The organism is Streptomyces sp. NPDC052020 (assembly GCF_040680575.1).
Lineage (GTDB): Bacteria > Actinomycetota > Actinomycetes > Streptomycetales > Streptomycetaceae > Streptomyces.
This window is the reverse complement of sequence record NZ_JBFAWY010000007.1, coordinates 26,001-51,572: the sequence shown is the minus strand read 5'-3', so window position 1 is coordinate 51,572 and position 25,572 is coordinate 26,001. Positions and strand designations below refer to the sequence as shown.

Below are 25,572 nucleotides of genomic sequence, written 5' to 3'. Positions count from 1 at the left end.
AGGTGGGTCAGACCAGGTTCACCGACCGGGCCGACGTGGCGCCGATCTCCTCGGCGACCTCGCCGAGCACCCCGGCGGGCACCGTGTCGTCGACGGTCAGCACCGCCAGCGCCTCGCCGCCGACCGCCGCGCGGGCGACCTGCATGCCGGCGATGTTGATGCCCGCCTCGCCGAGGATCCGGCCGACGGTGCCGACGACACCGGGACGGTCCTCGTAGCGCAGCACCACCATGTGGTCGGCGAGGGCGAGGTCCACGTCGTAGTCACCGACGGCGACGATCTTCTGGACGTGCTTGGGTCCGGCCAGCGTGCCGGAGACCGACACCTCCTCGCCGTCGGCGAGGGTGCCGCGCACGGTCACCACGTTGCGGTGCTCCGCCGACTCCGAGCTGGTGGTCAGCCGCACCTCCACGCCGCGCTCCTGGGCGAACAGCGGCGCGTTGACGTAGGACACCGTCTCGTCGACGACGTCCTCGAAGACGCCCTTGAGCGCGGAGAGCTCCAGCACCTTCACATCGTGCTGGGTGATCTCGCCGTACACCTCGACGTCGAGGCGGACGGCGACCTCACCGGCCAGCGCGGTGAAGATCCGGCCGAGGCGCTCGGCGAGCGGCAGGCCCGGCTTGACGTCCTCGGCGATGACGCCGCCCTGCACGTTCACCGCGTCAGGGACCAGCTCGCCGGCGAGGGCGAGGCGGACGGACTTGGCGACGGCGATGCCCGCCTTCTCCTGTGCCTCGTCGGTGGAGGCGCCCAGGTGCGGGGTGCACACCACCTGGTCGAACTCGAACAGCGGCGAGTCGGTGCACGGCTCCTTGGCGTACACGTCCAGGCCGGCGCCGGCGACGCGGCCCTCCTTCAGCGCCGAGTACAGCGCCTGCTCGTCGACGATGCCGCCGCGCGCGGCGTTGACGATGCGGACGGTCGGCTTGACCTTGCGCAGCGCCTCCTCGCCGATCAGGCCGAGCGTCTCGGGCGTCTTGGGCAGGTGGACGGTGATGAAGTCGGAGACCTCCAGCAGCTCGTCCAGCGACAGCACCTTCACGCCCATCTGCGCGGCCCGGGCGGGCTGCACGTAGGGGTCGTAGGCGACGACCTTCATGCCGAAGGCCGACATGCGCTGCGCGACGAGGGCGCCGATCCGGCCCAGACCCACGACGCCCAGGGTCTTCTCGGCCAGCTCGACGCCCGTGTACTTGCTGCGCTTCCACTCGCCGTTCTTCAGCGCGGCGTTGGCCTGCGGGATGTTGCGGGCCGTGGCGAGCAGGAGACCGCAGGCCAGCTCGGCCGCGGTCACGATGTTCGAGGTGGGGGCGTTGACGACCATCACGCCGGCCTTGGTGGCGGCGGAGACGTCGACGTTGTCGAGGCCGACGCCGGCGCGCGCGACGACCTTGAGCTTGTTCGCGGCGGCGATCGCCTCGGCGTCGACCTTGGTGGCCGAGCGGATCAGGATCGCGTCCACGTCGGCGATGGCGGGCAGCAGTTCCGCTCGGTCCGCCCCGTTGCAGCGGCGGATCTCGAAGTCCGGCCCAAGCGCGTCCACAGTCGCGGGCGACAGCTCTTCAGCGATGAGTACGACGGGTTTCGAGCTCACGTGAGTCCTCACAAGTCCAATGCGGACGGCCGTCCCGACGGCCGCAGGCGGTGGAGGTTGGCTAGCCGCGTGGAAGACGCACGACGCTGTGGGCCTGACGCGTATGTTGTGCAGCAGTGTAGTGGCGCCCAGAGCGTCGTCTTACGCCGCTTCGGAAGGATCACCCGTCCGTGGCTGGACGGGTTGGACAACGCCGGAGCCCCGGCGTCACCCCGGGCCCGCCGAAGGGACCGGAGCAGCTCGCTCCGGCCCCTTCGGCCGCAGGGTCTTTCGTTCGGATCAGGCCGATAAGGGAGCGGGGTCTGATGCCGTGCGCCGCCAGGCGGAGGAGGGCGCCGAGGGCGGAGCCATGGCAACCGACGACACGCGGCGAGGCGCGGTGCCGGACCCCGCGGGCCCGGCGTGTTCCCAAACGAGAGGCCCTGAGGCTCACGCCTCGTCGTTCACCCAGCTCATGAGCTTGCGCAGCTCCTTGCCGGTGGTCTCCAGCAGGTGCTCGGCGTCCTGCTGCTTGTACTCGTTGTACTTCTTCAGACCGCCGTGGTACTCGTCCATCCAGGTCCGGGCGAACGAGCCGTCCTGGATCTCGGCGAGAACCTTCTTCATCTCGGCCTTGGTCGCGTCGGTGATGATGCGCGGGCCGGTGACGTAGTCGCCCCACTCGGCGGTCTCGGAGATCGACCAGCGCATCTTCTCCAGGCCGCCCTCGTACATGAGGTCCACGATCAGCTTCAGCTCGTGCAGGCACTCGAAGTACGCGATCTCCGGCTGGTAGCCGGCCTCGGTCAGCGTCTCGAAGCCCGCCTTCACCAGCGCGGCGGTGCCGCCGCACAGCACGGCCTGCTCGCCGAAGAGGTCGGTCTCGGTCTCCTCGGTGAAGGTGGTCTTGATGACGCCGGCGCGGGTGCCGCCGATGCCCTTGGCGTACGACAGGGCCAGCGCGAAGCCGTTGCCGGTGGCGTCCTGCTCGACGGCGACGATGCAGGGCACGCCGCGGCCTTCCTCGTACTGGCGGCGGACCAGGTGGCCCGGGCCCTTCGGGGCGACCATGCAGACGTCCACGCCGGCCGGGGGCTTGATGAAGCCGAAGCGGATGTTGAAGCCGTGGCCGAAGAAGAGGGCGTCGCCGTCCTTCAGGTTCGGGGCGATGGACTCCTCGTAGACCTGGGCCTGGATCGGGTCCGGGACCAGGATCATGATGACGTCGGCCTCGGCGGCGGCCTCGGCCGGGGTCACCACGCGCAGGCCCTGCTCCTCGGCCTTGGCCTTGGACTTGGAGCCCTCGTGCAGACCGACGCGCACGTCGACACCGGAGTCGCGCAGCGACAGGGCGTGGGCGTGGCCCTGGCTGCCGTACCCGATGACCGCGACCTTGCGGCCCTGGATGATGGACAGGTCGGCGTCGGCGTCGTAGAACAGCTCGGCCACTTTGGGTTCTCTCCTTGTGTGCAGGTGTCGCGTCCCACCGTATGACGGCGGGGGGAAGGGAAGTTCGGGGATCTCGGAATTCGGGCGGCCGGCGGCCGCCCGGGGGTCGTCAGGCGGTGCGGTCCAGCGCGCGCAGCGAACGGTCGGTGATGGAACGGGCGCCGCGGCCGATCGCGATCGTGCCGGACTGGACCAGCTCCTTGATGCCGAACGGTTCCAGCATCTTGAGCATGGCGGACAGCTTGTCGCCGGAGCCGGTGGCCTCGATGGTGACGGCCTCCGGGGAGACGTCGACGGTCTTGGCGCGGAACAGCTGGACGATCTCGACGATCTGGGAGCGCGTCTCGTTGTCGGCGCGCACCTTCACCAGGACCAGTTCGCGCTGCACGGCCTGCGACGGCTCCAGCTCGACGATCTTGAGCACGTTGACCAGCTTGTTGAGCTGCTTGGTCACCTGCTCCAGCGGCAGGTCCTCGACGTTCACCACGATGGTGATGCGGGAGATGTCGGGGTGTTCGGTGACGCCGACGGCGAGGGAGTCGATGTTGAAGCCGCGGCGGGAGAACAGCGCGGCGATCCGGGCGAGGATGCCCGGCGTGTTCTCCACCAGGACGGAGAGCGTGTGCTTGGACATGTCTGGTCTTCCTCTTCGCTCTTCCTCGCTCAGTCGTCTTCGCCGTCGCCGAAGTCGGGGCGGACGTCCCGGGCGGCCATGATCTCGTCGTTGGAGGTGCCGGCGGCGACCATCGGCCACACCATCGCGTCCTCGTGGACGATGAAGTCCACCACGACCGGGCGGTCGTTGATCGAGTTCGCCTCCTCGATGACCTTGTCGAGGTCGGCGGGGTCCTCGCAGCGGATGGCGTAGCAGCCCATGGCCTCCGACAGTTTCACGAAGTCGGGGACGCGGGTGCCCCGGGCCTCGGGGTTGACGTCGTCCGGGCCGGAGTGCAGCACGGTGTTGGAGTAGCGCTGGTTGTAGAACAGGGTCTGCCACTGGCGGACCATGCCGAGGGCGCCGTTGTTGATGACGGCCACCTTGATCGGGATGTTGTTCAGGGCGCAGGTGGTGAGCTCCTGGTTGGTCATCTGGAAGCAGCCGTCGCCGTCGATCGCCCAGACGGTCCGGTCCGGCGCGCCGGCCTTGGCGCCCATGGCGGCCGGGACGGCGTACCCCATCGTCCCCGCGCCGCCGGAGTTCAGCCAGGTGGCGGGCTTGTCGTACTGGATGAAGTGCGCGGCCCACATCTGGTGCTGGCCGACGCCCGCCGCGAAGATCGTGCCCTCGGGGGCGAGCTGCCCGATCCGCTCGATGACCGCCTGCGGGGACAGCGAGCCGTCGCCGGGCTGGTCGTAGCCGAGCGGGTAGGTCTCGCGCCAGCGGCTGAGGTCCTTCCACCAGGCGGCGTAGTCGCCCGTGTGGCCCTCGGCGTGCTCCTTCTGGACGGCCTGGATCAGGTCGGCGATGACCTCGCGGGCGTCACCGACGATCGGCACGTCCGCGGCCCGGTTCTTGCCGATCTCGGCGGGGTCGATGTCGGCGTGGACGATCTTGGCGTGCGGGGCGAAGCTGTCCAGCTTGCCGGTGACGCGGTCGTCGAAGCGGGCGCCGAGGGCGACGATCAGGTCGGCCTTCTGCAACGCGGTGACGGCGGTGACCGCGCCGTGCATGCCCGGCATCCCCACATGCAGCGGGTGGCTGTCGGGGAACGCGCCCAGCGCCATCAGGGTGGTGGTGACGGGCGCTCCGGTCAGCTCGGCCAGCACCTTCAGCTCGGCGGTGGCCCCGGCCTTGAGGACGCCGCCGCCGACGTAGAGGACCGGCCGCTTGGCGGAGGTGATCAGCTTGGCGGCCTCGCGGATCTGCTTGGCGTGCGGCTTGGTCACCGGGCGGTAGCCGGGCAGGTCCAGGGCGGGCGGCCAGGAGAAGGTCGTCTGCGCCTGCAGCACGTCCTTCGGGATGTCGACCAGGACCGGGCCGGGACGGCCGGTCGAGGCGATGTGGAACGCCTCCGCGATCGTCTTCGGGATGTCCTGGGCCTTGGTGACCAGGAAGCTGTGCTTGGTGATCGGCATCGTGATGCCGACGATGTCCGCCTCCTGGAAGGCGTCCGTGCCGATCGCCTTGGTGACGACCTGGCCGGTGATCGCGACCAGCGGCACCGAGTCCATGTTCGCGTCGGCGATCGGCGTCACCAGGTTGGTGGCACCGGGGCCCGAGGTCGCCATGCAGACGCCGACCTTTCCGGTCGCCTGGGCGTAACCGGTGGCCGCGTGGCCCGCGCCCTGCTCATGACGGACGAGCACGTGGCGCACCCGGCTCGAGTCCATCATCGGGTCGTACGCGGGAAGGATCGTCCCCCCGGGAATGCCGAATACGGTGTCGACCCCGACCTCCTCAAGCGAGCGGATGAGGGACTGCGCACCCGTGACGTGCTCGACGGGCGCGGACTGCTGTCCTCCGGATCGGGGCCGCGGCTGCGGATGAGGGGCCCCGGTGGCCTGCTCGGTCATCGGCATTCTCTTCTCGATGCTGAGGGTTTTTGCGAAGTTTGCGCGGTGGTGAACCGCGGTTCGGCAGGTGCTGGTGCAACAAAAAACCCCTCGTGCCGAAAGGCAAGCGAGGGGAGCGCGCCGGGTGGGGATCGCTGGGGTTCCGGGTCGGTCCGGACGTCACCAGCTTCAGCCGACGCGCTGTCCAAGTACGAGAATTCGGGTGCGCATGGCACTGACCCTCCCCCCGGCACGCACATACTGTCAAGTGGGTGGGACGGGAGTCTCATTATGTGAACGGAGGGGTGTGCCGCCCGAGAAGACGGCCGGAACGTTGCTGGTGACGCCGCCGGAGACGCCACCGGCCACGGTGCCGGGCCTGCCCTTGGCGACCGCGCTCGTCATCCCCTTGACCACCCCGCTGGCGTACATCCCCGCGCCGCCGCCCGCGAGGGCCGAACCGGCCGGAGTGTGCGGCAGCGGGTAGGGACCGGTGTCGAGCGCCCGGCGCAGCCGGTACTCGTCCAGCGGCCCGGAGAAGGCCATGCCCTGCCCGTGCGTGCAGCCCATCGCGCGCAGGGCGACGACCTGCTCGGGCAGGTCCACTCCCTCGGCCACGGACTTCAGCCCGAGATCGGCCGCGATGCGCAGCAGTCCACTGGTGATCTTGTGCAGCCGGGCGGACTCCACGACTCCTTCGACCATGCTCCGGTCCAGCTTGAGGACGTCGAGGGGAAGCCGCCTGAGCGCCGTGATCGCCGCGCAGCCGCCGCCGAAGCCGTCCAGCGCGATCCGCACGCCGACTCGCTTGAGGGCGTTCAGACGGCGCTCCAGCTCGTCCAGACCGACCCGGGGGTCGATGTCGGACAGCTCGATCAGCAGGGAGCCGGGCGGCAGGCCGTGCCGGGTGAGCAGGGCCTCGACGGAGCCGAGCGGCAGGGAGCGGTCCAGCAGCCGGCGGGCGCCGATGCGGACGGCCACGGGCACCGACAGCCCGGCCGCCGCGCGTTCGGCGGCCTGCGCGATGGCCTCCTGGAGGATCCAGCGGTCCAGTTCGGCCGTCTTCTCGCCGTCCTCGGCCACGCGCAGGAACTCCGCGGGGGTGAAGAGCACGCCCTGCGAGGAACGCCAGCGCGCCTGGGCGGAGACCGACGCGATCCGGCCGTCCTGGAGGGACACCACCGGCTGGTGCAGCAGGGCGAACTCGCCGTCGTGCAGGGCGGCCCGCAGCCGGGTGGCCAGCTCGGCCTTGCGCACGACGTCCTGCTGCATCTGCGGCTTGTACAGCTCCACGCGGCCCTTGCCGCCGGCCTTGGCGCGGTACATGGCCAGATCGGCGTTGCGCAGCAGTTCGCCCGCGCCGATGCCCGGCTCGGCGAAGGCCACCCCGATCGAGGCGTTGACGCGGACGTCGTTGCCGTCGATGAGGTACGGGTGGGACAGCGTGAGCCTGAGGCGGTCGGCGAGCTCCAGGATGTGCCGTTCGCGGGCGGCCCGGTCGCGGGTGCCGTCCCCCGCGATGAGGGCCGCGAACTCGTCGCCGCCCAGCCGGGAGGCGGTGTCGCCCTGGCGGACCGCCTCCTGGAGTCTGCGGGCGGCCTGGACGAGCAGTTCGTCCCCGGCCTGGTGCCCGATGGTGTCGTTGACGGCCTTGAAGCCGTCGAGGTCGATGAAGAGCACGGCCGTACCGCGCAGGGCGGCGCCCCGGTCCAGGGCACGGCGGCCGGACAGGGCCTGCTGGACGCGCTTGGTGAACAGGACGCGGTTGGGCAGGTCGGTGAGCGGGTCGTGCTCGGCGTTGTGCTGGAGCTGCGCCTGAAGGCGCACGCGTTCGGTCACGTCCCGGCTGTTGAAGATCAGGCCGCCGTGGTGGCGGTTGACGGTCGACTCGACGTTGAGCCAGCCGCCGTCGCCGGACCGGAAGCGGCACTCGATGCGCGTGGTGGGCTCCTCGACCGGGTCGGCGGCGAGGAAGCGGCGCACCTCGTGCACCACGCAGCCCAGGTCGTCCGGGTGGATCAGATGTGCCAGCTCCGTGCCGACCAGTTCCTCCGCGGGGCGGCCGTAGACGCCGGCGGCGGCCGGGGAGACGTACCGGAGGATGCCGTTGGGCGCGGCGATCATGATGACGTCGCTGGAGCCCTGGACCAGGGAGCGGAAGTGGTTCTCCTTCTGGGCGAGTTCCTGGGTGAGGGTGATGTTGTCGAGCAGCATGATGCCCTGGCGCACCACGAGCGCGAGGACGACGGTGCCGCCGGTCAGCAGCACCACGCGGTCGACGCTGCGGCCGTTGAGGACGTTGTAGAGGATCCCCAGCGTGCAGACCGCTGCGGCGAGGTACGGCGTCAGCGCGGCCAGCGATCCGGCGATGGGCCGGCCGGCCGGATAGCGGCCGGGTTCGCCGCCCGGCGCGGGCGCGGGACAGTGTCCGGTGACCCGCTGCCCGGGCAGGTGCCCGGCCGCCCGCGTGTGCCCTTCGGGGGCCTCGTCCACCGGTGGCTGTCCGCGGCCCGGCGGCGCCCAGGGGGCGTAGGCGAGCAGCAGCGACCCGGCGAACCAGCCGGCGTCCAGCAACTGGCCGGAACGGTAGCTGCCGTGCAGCAGGGGCGAGGTGAACAGGGCGTCGCACATGACGGTCAGGGCGAGGGCGCCGATCGCGGTGTTGACCGCGGAGCGGTACACCGGCGCGCGGCGGAAGTGCAGCGCGAGCACCATGCTGATCAGGGCGATGTCGAGCAGCGGGTAGGCCAGCGCCAGCGCGATGTGCGCGACGCTGGACCCGTCGGCCCGCGCCGCCTGTTCCAGCGCCAGGCTCCAGGCCAGCGTCAGCAGGGAGCCGCCGATCAGCCAGGCGTCCAGGGCCAGGCAGCCCCAGCCCGCCTTGGTCACCGGCCGCTTGGCGAGCACCAGCAGCCCGACGATCGCGGGCGGCGCGAAGCACAGGAAGAACAGGTCCGCGTAGCTCGGGTGCGGCACGGGCTGTCCGAGCACGACCTCGTACCAGCCCCAGACCAGGTTGCCCAGGCAGGCCATCGCCGAGGACAGGGCGAACAGCAGCCAGGCGGCCCGGAAGCGGACGCGGTGCCTGCGGGCGTGGAGGAAACAGGACACGGCCGCGGCGCCCGCGGCGGCGGCCAGGCCGAAGTCGCCCATGACGGTGGCCAGCTCACGCGATCCCCAGCCGAACGCGGAACCGATCGCGTACGCCGCGCAGAGCAGCGCGACGGCCAGCTGCCGGCCCAGGAACGTGCGGCCGGCGGGGACCGGCGGGGCCAGCAGGACACCCGGCGCCGGCTGAGCTCCCAGCGCGCGGTCGAAGGCGGGTGCGGAAATGGGAGGCGGCGAACTCACCGGGGCCTCCCGGTCCGCGTCGCTGCCGGATCCCGCGGGTCCGGGCGCGCTCCTTGGACGGGCCGCTCGCGGCCTGCCTGCCGGCGCTGGAGAGGGCTGTGGCTGTGGTGGTCGCGGTGGCCGTGTCTGCCCGCGACCGTGCGCGGGGGTCGCCGGCGGCGGCCCCGCCGCGTCGGATCGTTGGTCCATAGGCCGTGCATCGCCCGTCGCCCCCCTCACCGTCTGAAATGTCCATCCCCGGCGCCGAACGTGCGCGGCGCAGCCCCTGTCGGGACGATACACCAGTGCCGTCACTCAGGGACATAGGTTCTCTACTCTCCGTGACGACCAGGGAATATGCGAGAACTGGCCTTTTCCGGTAGGTCGCGTACCGCACGGGAAGCGGTTTACGCCCCTGGTGCGCAACGTGCGCCGGTCGCGTGGATTGGACGGTTTCCACGCCGGCGCGCGGGCGCACGGGCCGCTCTTTTCGTTGTGCCGGGTGCGCCGGAGGCGCCGGGCGTCCGGTCACGGGGTCACCGCGCCGGACCCGCGGATCACACGCCTGACGTGCCCGTCGTGAGCATCACGTTGCGCAGGGGCTCCCGGTTCACGAAGCGGTGCAACTGGTCGGTCAGCAGCCGCTTCGCGCGCGGCAGGAAGGCGCTCGTCGGCCCGCCGGCGTGCGGGCTGATCAGTACGCCCGGCGCCTGCCACAGGGGGTGCCCCGGCGGCAGCGGCTCGGGGTCGGTGACGTCGAGGGCGGCGGTGATCCGGCCGCTGTCCACCTCGGCGAGGAGCGCCTTGGTGTCGACGACGGGGCCGCGGGCGACGTTGACGAGCAGGGCGCCGTCCTTCATCCGGGCCAGGAAGTCCGCGTTCACCAGGCCGCGGGTGGTCTCGGTGAGCGGTGTGGACAGGACGACGACGTCCGCTTCCGGGAGGAGGGCGGGCAGATCGGTGAGTGGATGCACGGGCCCGCGCGCCGTGGTGCGCTCAGAGCGCGCGACGCGCGCCACCCGCGCCACCTCGAAGGGCACGAGCCGGTCCTCGATCGCCGCGCCGATCGAGCCGTACCCCACGATGAGCACGTTCTTGTCGGCCAGCGCGGGCCGGAACCCGCCGAGCCACTCCCCCCGCCCCTGGGCGCGGACGAAGTCGGGGACGCCCCGCAGCGACGCCAGGATCAGCGTGAGCGTCAGCTCCGCGGTACTGGCCTCGTGCACCCCGCGCGCGTTGCACAGCCGTACCCCGGCGGGCAGGTCCTTCAGCCCCGGCTCCACGTGGTCGATCCCGGCGGACAGGGTCTGCACCACCCGCAGGGAGCTCATCCGCGGCAGCGGACGGACGCACAGCGGGCTGGGCTTCATATAGGGCACGACGTAGAACGCGCAGTCGGCGGGGTCCGCGGGGAAGTCCTCCGCGCCGTCCCAGAAGCGGTAGCAGGGGCCCTCGGGAAGTCCCGCCATCTCGTCGGGCGGGATGGGCAGCCACACATCAGCAGTCATCATGGCCTGGAGGCTATGTCAGGGGCGTGACGGCGCAGAGGTTAGGTTGGGGTGGCCTAACGAGGGAGGGTCACGACCAGGTGGAGCGCAGGACGATCGGCGCGGGGGCACTCGCGGTGGGGGCCGTCGGGCTCGGGTGCATGCCGATGAGCTGGGCGTACAGCGCGTCGCGACGGCGGGGCGAGGAGTCGCTCAGGGCGGTGCACCGGGCGCTCGACGTGGGATCGTCCCTGCTCGACACGGCCGACATGTACGGCCCGTTCACCAACGAGCTGCTGCTGGGACGGGTCCTGAGGGAGCGGCGGTCCGAGGCGTTCGTCTCCACCAAGGTCGGGCTGCTGGTCGGGGACCAGCACATCGTGGCCAACGGCCGTCCCGGATACGTCAGGCGGGCCTGCGACGCCTCGCTGCGCCGCCTCCAGACCGACGTCATCGACCTCTACCAGCTCCATCGCGCCGATCCGGAGGTCCCGGTCGAGGAGACCTGGGGCGCGATGGCGGAGCTCGTCCGGGCCGGGAAGGTGCGGACGCTGGGGCTGTGCGCGGTGGGGGCGCGGTCGGCGCGGCGGCCGGGGTCGGACCTGCACGACGCGACGATCCGCCAGCTGGAGCGGGTCCAGCAGGTCTTCCCGGTCGGTGCCGTGCAGGCCGAGCTGTCGGTGTGGTCGCCCGAGGCGCTGCGGGCGCTGCTGCCGTGGTGCGAGGCGCACGGTGTCGGTTTCCTGGCCGCCATGCCGCTCGGCAACGGCTTCCTGACCGGCACGCTGACGCCCGGCGAGGGCTTCGAGCCGGACGACGTGCGGGCCCGGCACCCCCGCTTCACCGCCGAGATGATGGCCGCCAACCAGCCGATCGTGGCCGGGCTGCGCCGGATCGCGGCCCGGCACGGCGAGGAGGTCACCCCCGCGCAGGTGGCCCTGGCCTGGGTGCTGGCCCAGGGGCGGCACGTGGTCCCCGTGCCGGGCGCCAAGCGGGAGCGCTGGGTGGCGGAGAACGCGGCGGCGGCGGGGCTGCGGCTGACGGCCCGGGACTTCGCGGAGATCGCCGGCCTGCCGCCCGCGCGGGGGTCGTGGGACTGAGATCCGGCCGTCGCGGGGCGCGGTGCCCGCGATCCGGGTTCCCGGGAGCGGGACCCGTGGGGCGCGGGCGGTGTATGACAGGAAGGACCCGCCGCGTCGAAAGGACCATGATCGTGGGACGTCGAGCCGTGACGGCCGTACTGGCCGCCGCCGCGCTGATGCTGACGGCCGGCTGCTCCTCCGGCGGCGGAGGAGCATCGGACGAAGACGAGGGCGCCTCTCCCGGCCGTACGACCGCGCGGCCGTCGCCCACCCGGACGGAGGCCGCGCCGAGCCCTGCGGCCAAGGGCTCCGTGAAGGTGGTCCGCACGGTCGCCACCGGCCTGGACAGCCCCTGGGGCCTGGCCCCGCTCCCCGACGGCGACCTGCTCGTCTCCTCGCGGGACGAGGGCACGATCACGCGGGTCGACACCCGCTCCGGCGAGAAGACGGAGCTGGGGGAGGTGCCCGGGGTGGCACCGGACGGGGAGGGCGGCCTGCTCGGCATCGCGCTCTCCCCCGGCTACGCCTCGGACCACATGGTCTACGCGTACTTCACCTCGGCCTCGGACAACCGCGTCGTGCGCGTGATCTATGACGAGGACAAGCCGTCCGGCGAGCAACTGGGCGCGCCCGACACGGTGTTCAAGGGCATCCCCAAGGGGGTGATCCACAACGGCGGCCGGATCGCGTTCGGCCCGGACCGGATGCTGTACGTGGGCACGGGCGAGAGCGGCGACACGGGACTGTCCCAGGACAAGGACTCCCTCGGCGGCAAGATCCTGCGCCTGACCGCGGAGGGCGAGCCGGCGCCGGGCAACCCCTTCCCCGGCTCCCCCGTGTACTCCTACGGCCACCGCAACGTGCAGGGCCTGGCCTGGGACACCCGGCAGCGCCTGTTCGCCTCCGAGTTCGGCCAGCACACCTGGGACGAGCTGAACGCCATCGAGCCGGGTGACAACTACGGCTGGCCGGAAGCCGAGGGCAGGTCCGGCGACGCCTCCTTCCACAACCCGCTGGCCCAGTGGAGCACGGAGGACGCCTCCCCCAGCGGCCTCGCCCACGCCGGGGGATCCCTGTGGGCGGCCGGACTGCGCGGCGAGCGTCTGTGGCGCGTCCCGCTGAAGGGGACCGGGGCCGCGGCCGACCCGCAGTCCTTCCTGAAGGGCGCGTACGGACGTCTGCGCACGGTGGTCGCGGCGGGCGGCGACCGGTTGTGGCTGGTGACCAGCAACACGGACGGCCGCGGCGACCCCGAGAAGGGGGACGACCGGATTCTGGAGCTCAGGGTGACCTAGTGCCGCGGCAGGCAGCGTTTGCCCGTCAAGGAACGGCGTCCGGTGCGTGCTCCGGCACTCCCCCGGCCGAAGGCCGGGGGAGTGCCGGAAGCCCTCGTACTGGACGTACTCGGGCTTTCGGCCGATGCGGCGAGAGTACGTCTGTCGTCCGGATCGCGCCGGGTCACTCCGCGGCGGGTTCCGCCTCCGGCCGCCGGGGCGGCCGTACGACGACCTTGCCCGACGCGAGGTCTATGGGCCCGCGGCCCAAGTCGCCGTCGCCCACGTCCTGCCGGGTCAGCTCCAGCCGGTTCTGTTCGTCCCGGGTGTGTTTCCGGCCGGGTGCGAACAGTTCGTGCAGGACGTTGAACACGGTGCCTCCCTGGGGCTCGCCCGTCCAGCGTACGTCCCGGTCCGGATTGACGGGATGCGTGTTCCGGACGGGAAGCGGTGCGTGAGGCCGCTCGGACCCGACCGGACGCCAAGGGGCCCCGGGCTTCCGTCGCGCGCGTACGGAGGCCCGGGGCCCCTTCGTGAGCCTGGTGAGGTCAGCTCGTGGACGGCAGTCCGAGCAGGACGTCGGTGTACTTGAGGACGGCCAGCAGCAGGCCGATGACGCCGAGGGCGACACCCGCCCAGGCGACCGACTTGATCCACGGGGCCTGCGGCCGGCCCGGCGCCCCGAAGGCGGGCCGCGCGAGCACCACGACGCCGACGATCAGCGCGGCCAGGGCGAACAGGCCGCCCCACAGCGCCGTGGCGTGCCAGGCGTCGCCGTAGCCCTTGTCGATCATCGTGGCGACGTCGGACGAGGACGAGGTCTCCAGCTGGCCGATCAGCGACTGGCGCGCGGAGGCCACGGTCCCGATCCAGCCGCCGGTCAGCGAGACGATGCCGAGCCCGGCGGAGACGACGGCGCCCGCGCCCTGGCCGACCCCGGAGGGGCCCGCCTCCCCGGCCGTCTCGGCGTCCTTCGCCTCCCCGGAGTCCGTGCCTTCCCCGGCTTCCGGGGCGCGCCCGGTCTCCTCCGCGGCCCCCTGCGCCGTGTCGGCGCCGTCCGCCGCGGCGGCCCCGGCCGCCTCCTCGTCGGCCTGCGTCGCGGCCCCGGTCTCGTCCACTGTCTTCGTTCCCATGCCCCGCACCGTACGGACGCTGTCTGAGAGGTCTCTTAATGATCGTTGTGAGCGGCACGCGGGCGTGCCCCGCCGTCCCGCCGCTCCCCCTCCGCCGGGACGTCCGCCGCCCCGGCGTCCGGCACGGCGGCCGGCCGAGCGGGGGCCGTGCGGCTTTCGGGGGGTTCGATGCTGATCCTCGGCAGGCGGGCGTCGAGCCGGCGGGGCAGCCACCAGTTGGCCCTGCCGAGCAGATGCATCAGCGCCGGCACCAGCAGGGTGCGCAGGACGAAGGCGTCGATGGCGACGGCGGCGGCGAGCGCGATGCCGAACATGGCGATCACGCGGTCGCCGCTGAGCACGAAGGCGAGGAAGACGGAGATCATGATGACCGCGGCGGAGTTGATCACGCGGCCGGTCTCGGCGAGGCCGACGCGGACGGCCCGCCGGTTGTCGCCGGTCTCCAGCCACTCCTCGTACATCCGGCTGATCAGGAAGACCTGGTAGTCCATGGAGAGGCCGAAGAGGACCGACACCATGATCACCGGCAGGAAGGGTTCGATCGGCCCGGCGCTGCCGAGGCCGAGCGGTTCGCTGCCCCAGCCCCACTGGAAGACCGCGACGACGACGCCGAAGGAGCCGGCCACGGCGGCCGTGTTCATCGCGGCGGCCTTCAGCGGGATGGCGACGGACCGGAACGCCAGCAGGAGCAGCAGAGAGCCGAGGCCGACGACGACGCCGACGAAGAGGGGCAGCTTGCCGACGATGACGTCGGCGAAGTCGTCGTGACCGGCCGTCACGCCGCCGACGTGCACGTCCAGCGAGGTCCCGGCCTCGGCGCGCGGCAGCACCTCGGTGCGCAGCCGGTCCACGAGGTCGCTGGTCGCCTCGGACTGCGGGCCGGAACCGGGGACGACGGTGAGGTACGCGGTGTCGCCGCCGGAGTCGAACCGCACCGGCGTCACCGAGGCGACGCCCCCGGTGGCGCGCAGGGTGGCGTCGAGGTTGTCCAGGGCGAGCCGGTCCTGGGCGCCGCTGACCTCGGTGACGAGGGTGAGCGGCCCGTTCACGCCGGGGCCGAAGCCTTCGGCGAGGAGGTCGTACGCCTGGCGGGTGGTGCTGCCCCGGGGGTCGTTGCCCTGGTCGGCGGTGCCCAGGCGCAGGCCGGCGGCGGGCAGCGCGAGGACGGCGACGGCGACGAGGGCGAGGGCGCCGAGCAGCCGGGGGCGGCGTTCTACGAGGGCCGACCAGCGGGCGGCGAACCCGGTGGGCAGCTCCGGTTCCGGTCCGTGCTCGGCCAGCCGGCGCCGCTCGCGGCGGCTGAGCGCCCGCGGGCCGATCCAGGCCAGCAGCGCGGGCAGCAGCGTGACGGAGGCCGCGACGGTCAGGACGACGGTCAGCGAGGCGGCGACGGCGACCCCGTTGAGGAAGTCCAGCCGCAGGATCAGCATGCCCAGCAGGGCGATGCACACGGTGGCGCCCGCGAAGACGACCGCGCGCCCCGTGGTGGCGACGGCCTCCGCCGCCGCCTCGGTGACGGACAGCCCGCGTTTCAGGCCGCGCCGGTGCCGGGTGACGATGAACAGCGCGTAGTCGATGCCGACGCCGAGGCCGATGAGCAGGCCCAGCATGGGCGCGAAGTCGGCGACGGTCATGGCGTGCCCGAGCAGCGTGATCCCGGCGTAGGCGGTGCCGACGCCGACCAGGGCGGTGGCGATGGGCAGCAGCGAGGCGGCGAGGGAGCCGAAGGCGAGGAACAGCACGACCGCGGCGACGGCGACGCCGACGGCCTCGGCGAGGTGGCCGCCCGGCGACTCGGTGACGGCGACGGCGCCGCCGCTCAGCTCGACCTGGAGCCCGTCGCCGCCGGCGGCCTCGGCGGCCTCGGCGAGGGCCCCGGCCGACGAGCCGGAGGGGTCCTCCTGCCGGCCGTCGAAGGTGACCGTGGCGTACGCCGTGCGCCCGTCCTCGCTGATCCGGCCCGCGCCCTCGGTGCCGTAGGGCCCGGCCACGGCGGCGACACCGGGCAGGTCCTCGACGCGGTCCAGGGCGCGGGTCATCGTCTGCTCGACGTCGGCGGCCCGCACGGTGCCGGACGGGGTGTGCCAGACGAGGGTGTCGCTGTCGCCGCCCAGGCCGGGGAAGTTCTCGGCGAGCAGCCGGGAGGCGCGGCCCGACTCGGTTCCGGGGACCTCGTAGTCGTCGGAGTACGCCGAGCCGGTGGCGGCCGCGGCAGCGGCGACCCCGGCCAGGGCGAGGAGCCAGAGCAGGACGGTGACGAAGCGGCGTTGGACACACCAGCGTGCGAGGGCTGCCACGGACGTGCTCCCAGGATGACCGATTGTGGATCTTTGACCGGGAACAGTCGTTCAGGACGTGAACGGCCCGCAAAGAGCGCATGAGTGATGCGAAGGCCACTCTTGCAGGGGATAGTGATTGTTTGCGGAGTTCGTGGGCTTCCTCACACCGCCGGGACGACACGCCGGGACGACGCGGCGGGGAGCGGGCGAGCCCGGCGCCCACCGCGGGGGGGGCACCCGGCGGCGGGGCGGGCCAACGCGGGTGACGGCACCCGGCGGCAGGAGGGGCCCACGGGGGTGACGGCATCCGTCGGCCGGGCGGGGGAACACACCGAGGGGGCGCGCCGGCGACCGGCGCGCCCCCTCGGGCAGGTGCGAGACCTCAGCCTTCGCCGACGCCCAGCTTCTGAAGGATCAGCTCCTTGACGCGCGCCGCGTCCGCCTGGCCCCGGGTCGCCTTCATGACGGCGCCGACCAGGGCACCGGCCGCGGCCACCTTGCCGCCGCGGATCTTGTCCGCGATGGCCGGGTTGCCGGCGATCGCCTCGTCGACGGCCGCGGTGAGCGCGCCCTCGTCGGAGACGACCTTCAGGCCGCGCTTCTCCACGACCTCGTCCGGCGTGCCCTCACCGGCGAGGACACCCTCGATGACCTGGCGGGCCAGCTTGTCGTTCAGGTCGCCGGAGGCCACCAGCTCGGTGACGCGGGCGACCTGCTGCGGCGTGATCGCCAGCTCGTCCAGGGCCTTGCCGGACTCGTTGGCGTTGCGGGCCAGCTCGCCCATCCACCACTTGCGGGCGGAGGCCGCGTCGGCACCGGCGTCGATCGTGGCGACGATCAGGTCCAGCGCGCCTGCGTTGAGGATCGCCTGCATGTCGGTGGCGGAGACGCCCCACTCCTCGCGGAGCCGGTTGCGGCGCACCAGCGGCAGCTCGGGCAGCCCGGCGCGCAGCTCCTCGACCCACTCGCGGGACGGGGCGACGGGCACGAGGTCGGGCTCCGGGAAGTACCGGTAGTCCTCGGCCTCCTCCTTCACCCGGCCCGAGGTCGTGGACCCGGTGTCCTCGTGGAAGTGGCGGGTCTCCTGGACGATCGTGCCGCCGGAGGAGAGGACGGCGGCGTGCCGCTGGATCTCGTAGCGGGCCGCGCGCTCCACGGACCGCAGCGAGTTCACGTTCTTCGTCTCGGAGCGCGTGCCGAACTTCTCGGCGCCCTTCGGCATCAGCGACAGGTTCACGTCGCAGCGCATCTGACCCATCTCCATGCGGGCCTCGGACACGCCGAGCGCGCGGATGAGCTCGCGCAGCTCACGGACGTACGCCCGCGCGACCTCGGGAGCGCGCTCCCCGGCACCGGTGATCGGCTTGGTGACGATCTCGATCAGCGGGATGCCGGCGCGGTTGTAGTCGAGCAGGGAGTGGGACGCGCCGTGGATACGGCCGGTGGCGCCGCCGACGTGGGTCGACTTGCCGGTGTCCTCCTCCATGTGGGCGCGCTCGATCTCCACGCGGAAGGTCTCGCCGTCCTCCAGCTGCACGTCGAGGTAGCCGTCGAAGGCGATCGGCTCGTCGTACTGGGAGGTCTGGAAGTTCTTCGGCATGTCCGGATAGAAGTAGTTCTTCCGGGCGAAGCGGCACCACTCGGCGATCTCGCAGTTCAGCGCGAGGCCGATCTTGATGGCGGACTCGACACCGGTCGCGTTGACGACCGGCAGCGCACCGGGCAGGCCGAGGCAGACCGGGCAGGTCTGGGTGTTCGGCTCGGCGCCCAGCGCGGTCGAGCAGCCGCAGAACATCTTCGTCTTGGTGCCGAGTTCGACATGGACTTCGAGGCCCATGACGGGGTCGTACGACGCGAGCGCGTCCTCGTACGACACCAGGTCGGTCGTGGTGGTCACGGTGGAAATTCCCTCTCAGCCCAGCAGGACGTCGTCGTCGCCCAGCCGCTTGAGCTCGCGGTAGAGGACGGCGAGACCGGTGACGATCCCGGCGGTGGTCACGACGGCGTCGATCAGGCGCAGCGTGTCGTTCTCGGTGCGGGCCTTCTTGATCTGCTTCACGGCACCGATCGCGCCGAAGGCGGTGGTGGCCATGGTCAGGTACGTACCGGACTTGGACTTCTTGAAGCCCTTGGCCTTGGTCAGTGCACTCACAGCGACGGAGCCTCCTCGAGCAGCGGGTGGCCCCACTTTTCCACGAAGGCGGCCTCGACCGCGGCACCGACCTTGTACAGGCGGTCGTCCTTCATGGCCGGGGCGATGATCTGGAGGCCGACCGGGAGGTTGTCCTCCGGGGCGAGACCGCAGGGCAGCGACATGGCCGCGTTGCCCGCCAGGTTGGCCGGGATGGTGCACAGGTCGGCCAGGTACATCGCCATCGGGTCGTCGGCGCGCTCGCCGATCGGGAAGGCGGTGGTCGGGGTCGTCGGGGAGACGATCACGTCGACCTGCTCGAACGCCTTCTCGAAGTCCTGCTTGATGAGGGTGCGGACCTTCTGGGCGCTGCCGTAGTACGCGTCGTAGTAGCCGGAGCTGAGCGCGTACGTGCCGAGCATGATGCGGCGCTTGACCTCGGGGCCGAAGCCCGCCTCACGGGTGAGGGAGGTGACCTCCTCGGCGGAGCGCGTGCCGTCGTCGCCGGTGCGCAGGCCGTAGCGCAGGCCGTCGAAGCGGGCGAGGTTGGAGGAGCACTCCGAGGGGGCGATCAGGTAGTACGCCGACAGGGCGAGGTCGAAGGACGGGCAGTCCAGCTCGACGATCTCGGCACCCAGTTCCTTCAGCAGCGCGACGGACTCGTCGAACCGCTGGATGACGCCGGGCTGGTAGCCCTCGCCGCGGAACTGCCGGACGACGCCGACGCGCATGCCCGTCACGCTGCCGTTGCGGGCGGCCTCGACGACCGGCGGGACCGGGGCGTCGATGGAGGTGGAGTCCAGCGGGTCGTGGCCGGCGATCACCTCGTGCAGCAGGGCCGCGTCCAGGACCGTACGGGCGCACGGGCCGCCCTGGTCCAGGGAGGAGGAGAACGCCACCATGCCGTAGCGGGAGACGCCGCCGTAGGTCGGCTTCACGCCGACCGTGCCGGTGACGGCCGCGGGCTGGCGGATGGAGCCGCCGGTGTCGGTGCCGATGGCGAGCGGGGCCTGGAAGGCCGCGAGCGCCGCGGAGGAGCCGCCGCCGGAGCCGCCGGGGATCCGGGTGAGGTCCCACGGGTTGCCGGTCGGGCCGTAGGCGCTGTTCTCGGTGGAGGACCCCATGGCGAACTCGTCCATGTTGGTCTTGCCGAGGACGACGACGCCGGCGGCCTTCAGCTTCTTGGTGACCGTCGCGTCGTACGGCGGGATCCAGCCCTCGAGGATCTTCGAGCCGACGGTCGTGGGCACGCCCTCGGTGGTGAAGATGTCCTTGAGCGCCAGCGGCACGCCGGCCAGCGGGCCGAGCTTCTCGCCGCGGGCCCGCTTCTCGTCGACGGCGCGGGCCTGCGCGAGCGCGCCCTCGCGGTCGACGTGCAGGAAGGCGTGCACCTTCTCGTCGACGGCGTCGATCCGGGCCAGGTGGGCCTCGGTGACCTCGACCGCGGTGAGCTCGCCGGAGGCGATCTTCGCGGCGATCTCGGCCGCGGTCAGCTTGATGACGGGGTCCGACATGGCGGGCTACTCCTCCCCCAGGATCTGCGGCACCTTGAAACGCTGCTGTTCCTGGGCCGGGGCGCCGGAGAGCGCCTGCTCGGGGCTGAGCGACGGTCGGACCTCGTCCGGGCGCATGACGTTGGTCAGCGGGAGCGGGTGCGAGGTCGGCGGTACGTCTTGGTCGGCGACCTCGCTGACGCGGGCGACCGCGCCGATGATGTCGTCCAGCTGTCCCGCGAAGTGATCGAGCTCTTCGGGCTTCAGCTCCAGACGCGCCAGCCGGGCGAGGTGGGCGACCTCCTCGCGCGTGATGCCAGGCATGCAGCGTTCCTCTGGGGTGAGAGTGTGTGGTTTGGGCCCAATCCTATGGGGCCGGGCCGGGTGCCCGTGAAACGGTTTCCCGGCCGCGCCCCCGTCAGCGCCGCTCGTCCCAGGCCGTGCTGGTCAGGAAGTGGTTGTCGTAGAGGTCCTGGACCTCCTTCAGGCTTTCCGGCGCGGCCTCGCCGAGGCGGATGCGCTGGAGGTGGCGGAAGTACTCGAAGCGCTCGACGCCGGGGGTGATGACGATGAGCAGATCGGCGCCGGTCCCGGGCGCGGCGGCGAAGGCGTGCGGCTTGCCGGGGGGTACGACGACGAGGTCGCCGCGTTCGCCGGTGACGACGTCGTCCCCGGAGAGGAACTCGGCGGCCCCGTCGAGGACGTAGAACATCTCGGCGGAGTTCCGGTGCAGGTGGGGGCGGGCGCCGTCGGCGCCGTCGGCGAGGGTGACGCGGACGGTGGACAGCGCCCCGCCGGTGGCACCGCTGTCGGCGAGCAGCTTGACGGCCACGGGCGTGCCGCCGACCACCTCGGCCTCGGCGTCCCGGACGACGACGGACGGGTCGAACCTCGGGATGAACAGGGACATCGTGTCACCTCTGCGCGTCGTTCCGGCACGGACGGGCGGTGCCGTGCGCACCGCCGGCACCGTCATAACGATCATGGCGGCGCGCCGCATTCCGGCACTCCGGGGCTCCGGGCACTCCGGATGGCTCCGGATGGCTCCGTATGCGGTGCTAGCCGACCCGTCCCTGGTCGTCCCCGGCGGCGGCCGGGAGCGCGGCGGCGGGGCGCTGCCAGCCGCGCGAGCCCCGGGCGCGCAGCCAGGCGGTGGTCTCCTCGGGAGGCATCGCGGCGGCGACCAGCCAGCCCTGGACGGCGTCGCAGCCCAGGTCGCGCAGGCGCTCCCAGGTCTCGTCGTCCTCGACGCCCTCGGCGACGACGAGCAGGCCGAGCGAGTGGGCGAGGTCGACCGTGCAGCGCACGATCTCGGCGTCCTCGGTGTCGACGGCCAGCCGGGCCACGAACGAGCGGTCGATCTTGAGCTCGCTCACGGGGAGCCGGCGCAGGTGGACCAGGGAGGAGTAGCCGGTGCCGAAGTCGTCCAGCGACATCTTCACGCCGTGGCCGGTGAGCCCGGCGAGGGTGTCGGCGGCGCGCTGGGGGTCCTCCAGCAGGACGTGCTCGGTTATCTCCAGTTGCAGCGCCCCGGCGGGGACGCCGTGGCGGGCCAGCCGGGCGGCGACCGAGCCGGCGAAGCCGGGGGTGTGGACGTCGCGCGGGGAGACGTTGACGGCGACCGGGACGAACAGGCCCTGGGCCCGCCAGGCGGCGACCTGCCCGAGCGCCGTCTCCAGCACGTACTCGGTGAGATGGGGCATCAGCCCGGAGGACTCGGCGATCGCTATGAACTCGTCCGGCGGCACCTTGCCCCGCTCGGGGTGCACCCACCGCACCAGGGCCTCCAGCCCGGCGACCTGGCCGTCGAAGCGGACCTTGGGCTGGTAGTGCAGCTCGACCTCGCGGGCGTCCAGCGCCCGGCGCAGATCGCCGAGCAGGCCCAGCCGGTCCGGCGTGTTCGAGTCCCGCTTGGACTCGTAGACCTCGACGCCCGTGCGGTCCCGCTTCGCCTGGTACATCGCCACGTCCGCGCGGCGCAGCAGCCCCTCCGCGTCCAGCGCGTGGTCGGGGAAGACGGCGACCCCGGCGCTGGCCTCCAGGACCAGGGTGAGGCCGTCCAGGTCGAGCGGGGAGCCGAGGGCCGCGGTCAGGCTGCGGGCGATGCGGGTCACCGACGTCGTGGAGTCGGCGACGGGGAGTAAGACGGCGAACTCGTCACCGCCCAGCCGCGCCGCCTCCGCCCCGCGCGGCAGTGCCAGCCGCAGCCGCTCGGCGGTCTGGAGCAGCAGCCGGTCGCCGGCCAGGTGCCCCAGGGTGTCGTTGACCGACCGGAAACGGTCCAGGTCGATCAGGACCAGGGCGGCGCGCGCGCCGATGCGCTCGGCGTCGTCCAGCGCGGTCCAGATCCGCTCCAGCAGCCACTGGCGGTTGGGCAGTCCGGTGAGCGGGTCGCGCAGCTGCTCCTCCGCGCGGGCGCGGGCGATCCACAGGGTGGAGTCCAGGGCGATGAGCGGGATGGAGAACAGCGGCAGCAGCAGGGGCTGCGCGAAGGCGACCACGCAGACCAGCGGGGCGATGCCGAGCAGGGCGACGGCGACCAGGCCCTGTCTGAGCAGGGCGGTGCGGGCGACGGTGGGCAGGCCGGCGCGCGGCGTCTGGAGGTACCACAGCAGGACGCGGGTGACGGCGAGGTAGGCGACGGCGACGCCGGCCACCTCGGGCGCGGTGTAGAGGGTCCAGGTGTCGGGGTCCCAGGGCGCCTCGACGGACGGCACGGAGCCGCAGGCCCGCAGCAGCAGGGCCCCGGCGCCGATGCCGAGGACGTCCACCGCGCCGTGCAGCACGCCCTGGCGCCAGCGGCCCCGGCGGGCGACGCCGACGAGCACGACGACGGTGAGGCTGACCATGCCGGCCGGGAGCCAGCCGTACAGCAGCAGGACGGCGAGGGTGAGGGCGGCGCCCGAGCCGGTGCCGCCCCACCAGCGGGAGCGGCCGAGCATGACGAGGTGGCCGACGATGATGCCGGTGAGCACGGCCAGGGACCAGCCGGCGGTGCCGGACGGGAAAAGGGCGTGGCCCCCGCTGAACGCCCGGTAGAACCCGGCGCCCAGGACGAACCCGGCCGCCGCGACGACCGCCGCGGGCAACGCGGGCCAGGACGGGTGCCGTTCGGCGTCGGCACCGCCGAGACCGTGGCCGCCCTCGGCGGCCGGCGAGGCCGCGCCGGCGCCGGGCGCGGTGTGCGGCGCGCCCTCGCGGTCGCCGGCCTCGCGCGGTCCGGCGGCCCGGATCTCCGCGGGGGCGTGCGGCGGAGCGGTGCGCCCCTTGGCATCGCCGCGCTCCTCGGACCACCCGGCCCACCGGCTGCCCCGCCAGGCGCTCGCCATGCGGTACCGGCGCAGCCGTGAGCCCGCAGCGGCGCTCTCGGTCGGTTCCATTCCCGTCCCTCTCACAGCCGGCGGTGCCCACGCCACGCGGCCCGCGCCTCGACCACCATCAACGGCACCGCGTCGGAAACCCCTTCCCCGTGCTCTTGGCAGAGCGCGGAGATGCCCCAACCGCAGCTGGGCACGGCAGGCGCACACCTCAACAGTAGGCCGCAGAAGGCTTTCCCGGGCAGCGGTCGTCGACGGTTGCCCGAATGCGCCCTGGCCACCCGTATGCATCTGATATGCGCCGAACGAGTGGCCTTCAACCGCTATTCCCCGGCCGGAAGTGCCGCGTCCGCCGCTGCCTCGGGCCCTTGTTCGAGCAGGACGTGGAATCCGTCCTCGTTCAGGACCGGAACCTTCATCTGCATGGCCTTGTCGTATTTGGAGCCGGGGTTGTCACCCACCACGACGAAGGAGGTCTTCTTGGACACCGATCCGGTCACCTTCGCGCCCCGGGTCTGAAGGGCCTCTTTGGCGCCGTCCCGGGTGTAGTGCTCCAGGGTGCCGGTGACGACGACGGTGAGCCCTGCCAGGGGCCGGGGTCCCTCGTCCTCGCCGGAACCCTCCTCCTCCATACGGACGCCGGCGGCCTTCCACTTGCGCAGGATCTCCTGGTGCCACTCCTCGGCGAACCACTCCTTGAGGGAGGCGGCGATGATGGACCCGACGCCCTCGGTGGCCGCCAGCTCCTCCTCGCTCGCCTGCTCGATGCGGTCGATGGACCGGAACTCGCGGGCCAGCGCCTCGGCGGCGACCGGACCGACGTGACGGATCGACAGACCGGTGAGGACGCGCGCCAGCGGGCGCTGCTTGGCGGCGGCGATGTTCTCCAGCATCGCGAGCGCGTTCTTCTTGGGCTTGCCCTCCTGGTTGGCGAAGACCGTCGCGATCTTCTCCTCGCCGGTCTTGGGGTCCCGCTTGGGCAGACCGCTGTCCTGGTCGAGGACGTAGGCCCGGATGGGCAGCAGCTGCTCGACGGTGAGGTCGAACAGGTCGCCCTCGTCCTTCAGCGGCGGCTCCGCCGGTTCCAGCGGCTTGGTGAGCGCGGTCGCCGCCACATAGCCGAAGTGCTCGATGTCCAGGGCCTTGCGGCCGGCGAGGTAGAACAACCGCTCCCGCAACTGGGCGGGGCAGGTGCGGGCGTTGGGGCAGCGCAGGTCGACGTCGCCCTCCTTCATGGGCCGCAGCGGCGTCCCGCACTCGGGGCACTCGTCCGGCATCACGAACTCGCGCTCGCTGCCGTCGCGCAGGTCGGCCACCGGGCCGAGGATCTCGGGGATGACGTCACCGGCCTTGCGCAGCACCACCGTGTCGCCGATGAGGACGCCCTTGGCCTTGACCACGTCCTGGTTGTGCAGGGTGGCGAACTCGACCTCGGAGCCCGCGACGGTGACCGGCTCCACCTGGGCGTACGGGGTGACCCGCCCCGTACGGCCCACGCCCACGCGGATGTTGACGAGCTTGGTGTTGACCTCCTCCGGCGCGTACTTGTAGGCGATCGCCCAGCGCGGCGCGCGCGAGGTGGCGCCCAGCCGGCCCTGGAGCGGGATCTCGTCCAGCTTGACGACGACCCCGTCGATCTCGTGCTCCACGGAGTGCCGGTTCTCGCCGTAGTACGCGATGAACTCCCGTACGCCGCCGAGGCCGTCGACCACCCGGTTGTGCCGCGAGGTGGGCAGGCCCCAGGACTTCAGCAGGTCGTACGCCTGGGACAGGCGGGTCATGCCCGTGAAGCCCTCCAGCGCGCCGATGCCGTGGACGACCATGTGCAGCGGGCGGGTGGCGGTGACGCGCGGGTCCTTCTGGCGCAGGGAACCGGCCGCCGCGTTGCGCGGGTTGGCGAAGGGCTTGTCGCCGGCCTCGACCAGACGGCGGTTGAGCTCCTCGAACTTCTCCATCGGGAAGTAGACCTCGCCGCGGATCTCCACCAGGGCGGGGACCTTCTCCCCCGTCAGGCGCTCCGAAATCTCGGCGATGGTGCGGACGTTGGGCGTGATGTCCTCACCGGTGCGGCCGTCGCCGCGGGTCGCCGCGCGGGTGAGGCGGCCGTGCTCGTAGGTGAGGTTGACGGCGAGGCCGTCGACCTTCAGCTCGCACAGGAAGTGGTAGGTCTGGTCGCCCAGCTCCTTGGCGATCCGGTCGGCCCAGGCGGCGAGCTCGTCGTCGTTGAAGGTGTTGTCCAGGGACAGCATCCGCTGGCGGTGCTCGACCGCCGTGAACTCCGTCTCGTAGGAGCCGGCGACCTTCTGGGTCGGCGAGTCGGGCGTGCGCAGCTCGGGGTACTCGTCCTCCAGGGCTTCCAGGGAACGCAGCAGCCGGTCGAACTCCGCGTCGCTGATGACGGGGGCGTCCTTCACGTAGTACCGGAAGCGGTGCTCCTCGATCTGCTCAGCGAGCTGCACGTGCTTCTCCCGCGCCTCGGCGGGCACGTTCGTCGTCTCCGCTTGCTTGTCGCCGGCCACCGTGTTGTC

General features: G+C 72.3%; 18 protein-coding genes. 2 read left to right on the top strand and 16 right to left on the bottom strand.

Features of this window, described 5'->3' with window-relative positions:
* Positions 1-7 precede the first annotated feature (7 nt).
* The 6 genes from serA to AB0L74_RS09050 all read right to left on the bottom strand — a co-directional run bounded on the left by serA (position 8) and on the right by AB0L74_RS09050 (position 10,356).
* A complete protein-coding gene (gene serA / locus AB0L74_RS09075) occupies positions 8-1,597 on the bottom strand; it encodes a phosphoglycerate dehydrogenase (protein WP_365647653.1) in 1,590 nt (529 codons plus the stop codon).
* A 429-nt stretch (positions 1,598-2,026) separates the two neighbouring features.
* Positions 2,027-3,025 (bottom strand): ketol-acid reductoisomerase, encoded by a 999-nt coding sequence (gene ilvC / locus AB0L74_RS09070; RefSeq protein WP_365647650.1) that lies wholly within the window; start codon positions 3,023-3,025, stop codon positions 2,027-2,029.
* A 109-nt stretch (positions 3,026-3,134) separates the two neighbouring features.
* The gene (ilvN, locus tag AB0L74_RS09065) at positions 3,135-3,659 is read right to left on the bottom strand and encodes an acetolactate synthase small subunit (protein WP_365647647.1); all 525 of its coding nucleotides are present in this window, start codon (positions 3,657-3,659) and stop codon (positions 3,135-3,137) included.
* 29 nt (positions 3,660-3,688) lie between these two features.
* On the bottom strand, positions 3,689-5,539 hold the full coding sequence (locus AB0L74_RS09060) for an acetolactate synthase large subunit (protein ID WP_365647644.1): 1,851 nt from the start codon (positions 5,537-5,539) through the stop codon (positions 3,689-3,691).
* A gap of 243 nt (positions 5,540-5,782) precedes the next feature.
* Complete coding sequence (locus tag AB0L74_RS09055; protein WP_365647641.1) at positions 5,783-8,869, bottom strand: EAL domain-containing protein; 3,087 nt, start codon at positions 8,867-8,869, stop codon at positions 5,783-5,785.
* A 536-nt stretch (positions 8,870-9,405) separates the two neighbouring features.
* Positions 9,406-10,356, bottom strand: a complete 951-nt coding sequence (locus AB0L74_RS09050) for a 2-hydroxyacid dehydrogenase (RefSeq protein ID WP_365648167.1) — start codon at positions 10,354-10,356, stop codon at positions 9,406-9,408.
* An 80-nt stretch (positions 10,357-10,436) separates the two neighbouring features.
* Here AB0L74_RS09050 and AB0L74_RS09045 point away from each other — a divergent pair, with 80 nt between their 5' ends.
* Together AB0L74_RS09045 and AB0L74_RS09040 are read left to right on the top strand one after the other, a co-directional pair.
* Positions 10,437-11,435, top strand: coding sequence for an aldo/keto reductase (locus AB0L74_RS09045; RefSeq protein ID WP_365647638.1), 999 nt, complete (start codon positions 10,437-10,439; stop codon positions 11,433-11,435).
* A gap of 107 nt (positions 11,436-11,542) precedes the next feature.
* Complete coding sequence (locus tag AB0L74_RS09040; RefSeq protein WP_365647636.1) at positions 11,543-12,712, top strand: PQQ-dependent sugar dehydrogenase; 1,170 nt, start codon at positions 11,543-11,545, stop codon at positions 12,710-12,712.
* A 163-nt stretch (positions 12,713-12,875) separates the two neighbouring features.
* Here the strand turns inward: AB0L74_RS09040 and AB0L74_RS09035 are convergent, their stop codons facing one another.
* From AB0L74_RS09035 to ligA, 10 genes are all read right to left on the bottom strand, one after another.
* Positions 12,876-13,064, bottom strand: a complete 189-nt coding sequence (locus tag AB0L74_RS09035) for a DUF6191 domain-containing protein (RefSeq protein ID WP_365647633.1) — start codon at positions 13,062-13,064, stop codon at positions 12,876-12,878.
* A gap of 175 nt (positions 13,065-13,239) precedes the next feature.
* A complete protein-coding gene (locus tag AB0L74_RS09030; RefSeq protein WP_365647631.1) occupies positions 13,240-13,824 on the bottom strand; it encodes a hypothetical protein in 585 nt (194 codons plus the stop codon).
* A 35-nt stretch (positions 13,825-13,859) separates the two neighbouring features.
* The gene (locus AB0L74_RS09025; RefSeq protein WP_365647628.1) at positions 13,860-16,121 is read right to left on the bottom strand and encodes an MMPL family transporter; all 2,262 of its coding nucleotides are present in this window, start codon (positions 16,119-16,121) and stop codon (positions 13,860-13,862) included.
* 364 nt (positions 16,122-16,485) lie between these two features.
* The gene (gene gatB, locus AB0L74_RS09020) at positions 16,486-18,000 is read right to left on the bottom strand and encodes an Asp-tRNA(Asn)/Glu-tRNA(Gln) amidotransferase subunit GatB (RefSeq protein WP_365647625.1); all 1,515 of its coding nucleotides are present in this window, start codon (positions 17,998-18,000) and stop codon (positions 16,486-16,488) included.
* Positions 18,001-18,015: 15 nt separating this feature from the next.
* Positions 18,016-18,255: a hypothetical protein gene (locus AB0L74_RS09015; RefSeq protein ID WP_365647622.1), complete on the bottom strand. Its 240-nt coding sequence runs from the start codon at positions 18,253-18,255 to the stop codon at positions 18,016-18,018.
* On the bottom strand, positions 18,252-19,748 hold the full coding sequence (gene gatA, locus AB0L74_RS09010; RefSeq protein WP_365647619.1) for an Asp-tRNA(Asn)/Glu-tRNA(Gln) amidotransferase subunit GatA: 1,497 nt from the start codon (positions 19,746-19,748) through the stop codon (positions 18,252-18,254). Before gatA ends, AB0L74_RS09015 begins: the two co-directional genes overlap by 4 nt.
* 6 nt (positions 19,749-19,754) lie before the next feature.
* Positions 19,755-20,051: an Asp-tRNA(Asn)/Glu-tRNA(Gln) amidotransferase subunit GatC gene (gene gatC / locus AB0L74_RS09005; protein ID WP_029381524.1), complete on the bottom strand. Its 297-nt coding sequence runs from the start codon at positions 20,049-20,051 to the stop codon at positions 19,755-19,757.
* Positions 20,052-20,145: 94 nt separating this feature from the next.
* The gene (locus AB0L74_RS09000) at positions 20,146-20,637 is read right to left on the bottom strand and encodes a cupin domain-containing protein (RefSeq protein WP_365647616.1); all 492 of its coding nucleotides are present in this window, start codon (positions 20,635-20,637) and stop codon (positions 20,146-20,148) included.
* A gap of 148 nt (positions 20,638-20,785) precedes the next feature.
* The gene (locus AB0L74_RS08995) at positions 20,786-23,107 is read right to left on the bottom strand and encodes a bifunctional diguanylate cyclase/phosphodiesterase (RefSeq protein WP_365647613.1); all 2,322 of its coding nucleotides are present in this window, start codon (positions 23,105-23,107) and stop codon (positions 20,786-20,788) included.
* 260 nt (positions 23,108-23,367) lie between these two features.
* The gene (gene ligA, locus AB0L74_RS08990; protein WP_365647610.1) at positions 23,368-25,563 is read right to left on the bottom strand and encodes an NAD-dependent DNA ligase LigA; all 2,196 of its coding nucleotides are present in this window, start codon (positions 25,561-25,563) and stop codon (positions 23,368-23,370) included.
* Between the last annotated feature and the right edge of the window lie 9 nt (positions 25,564-25,572).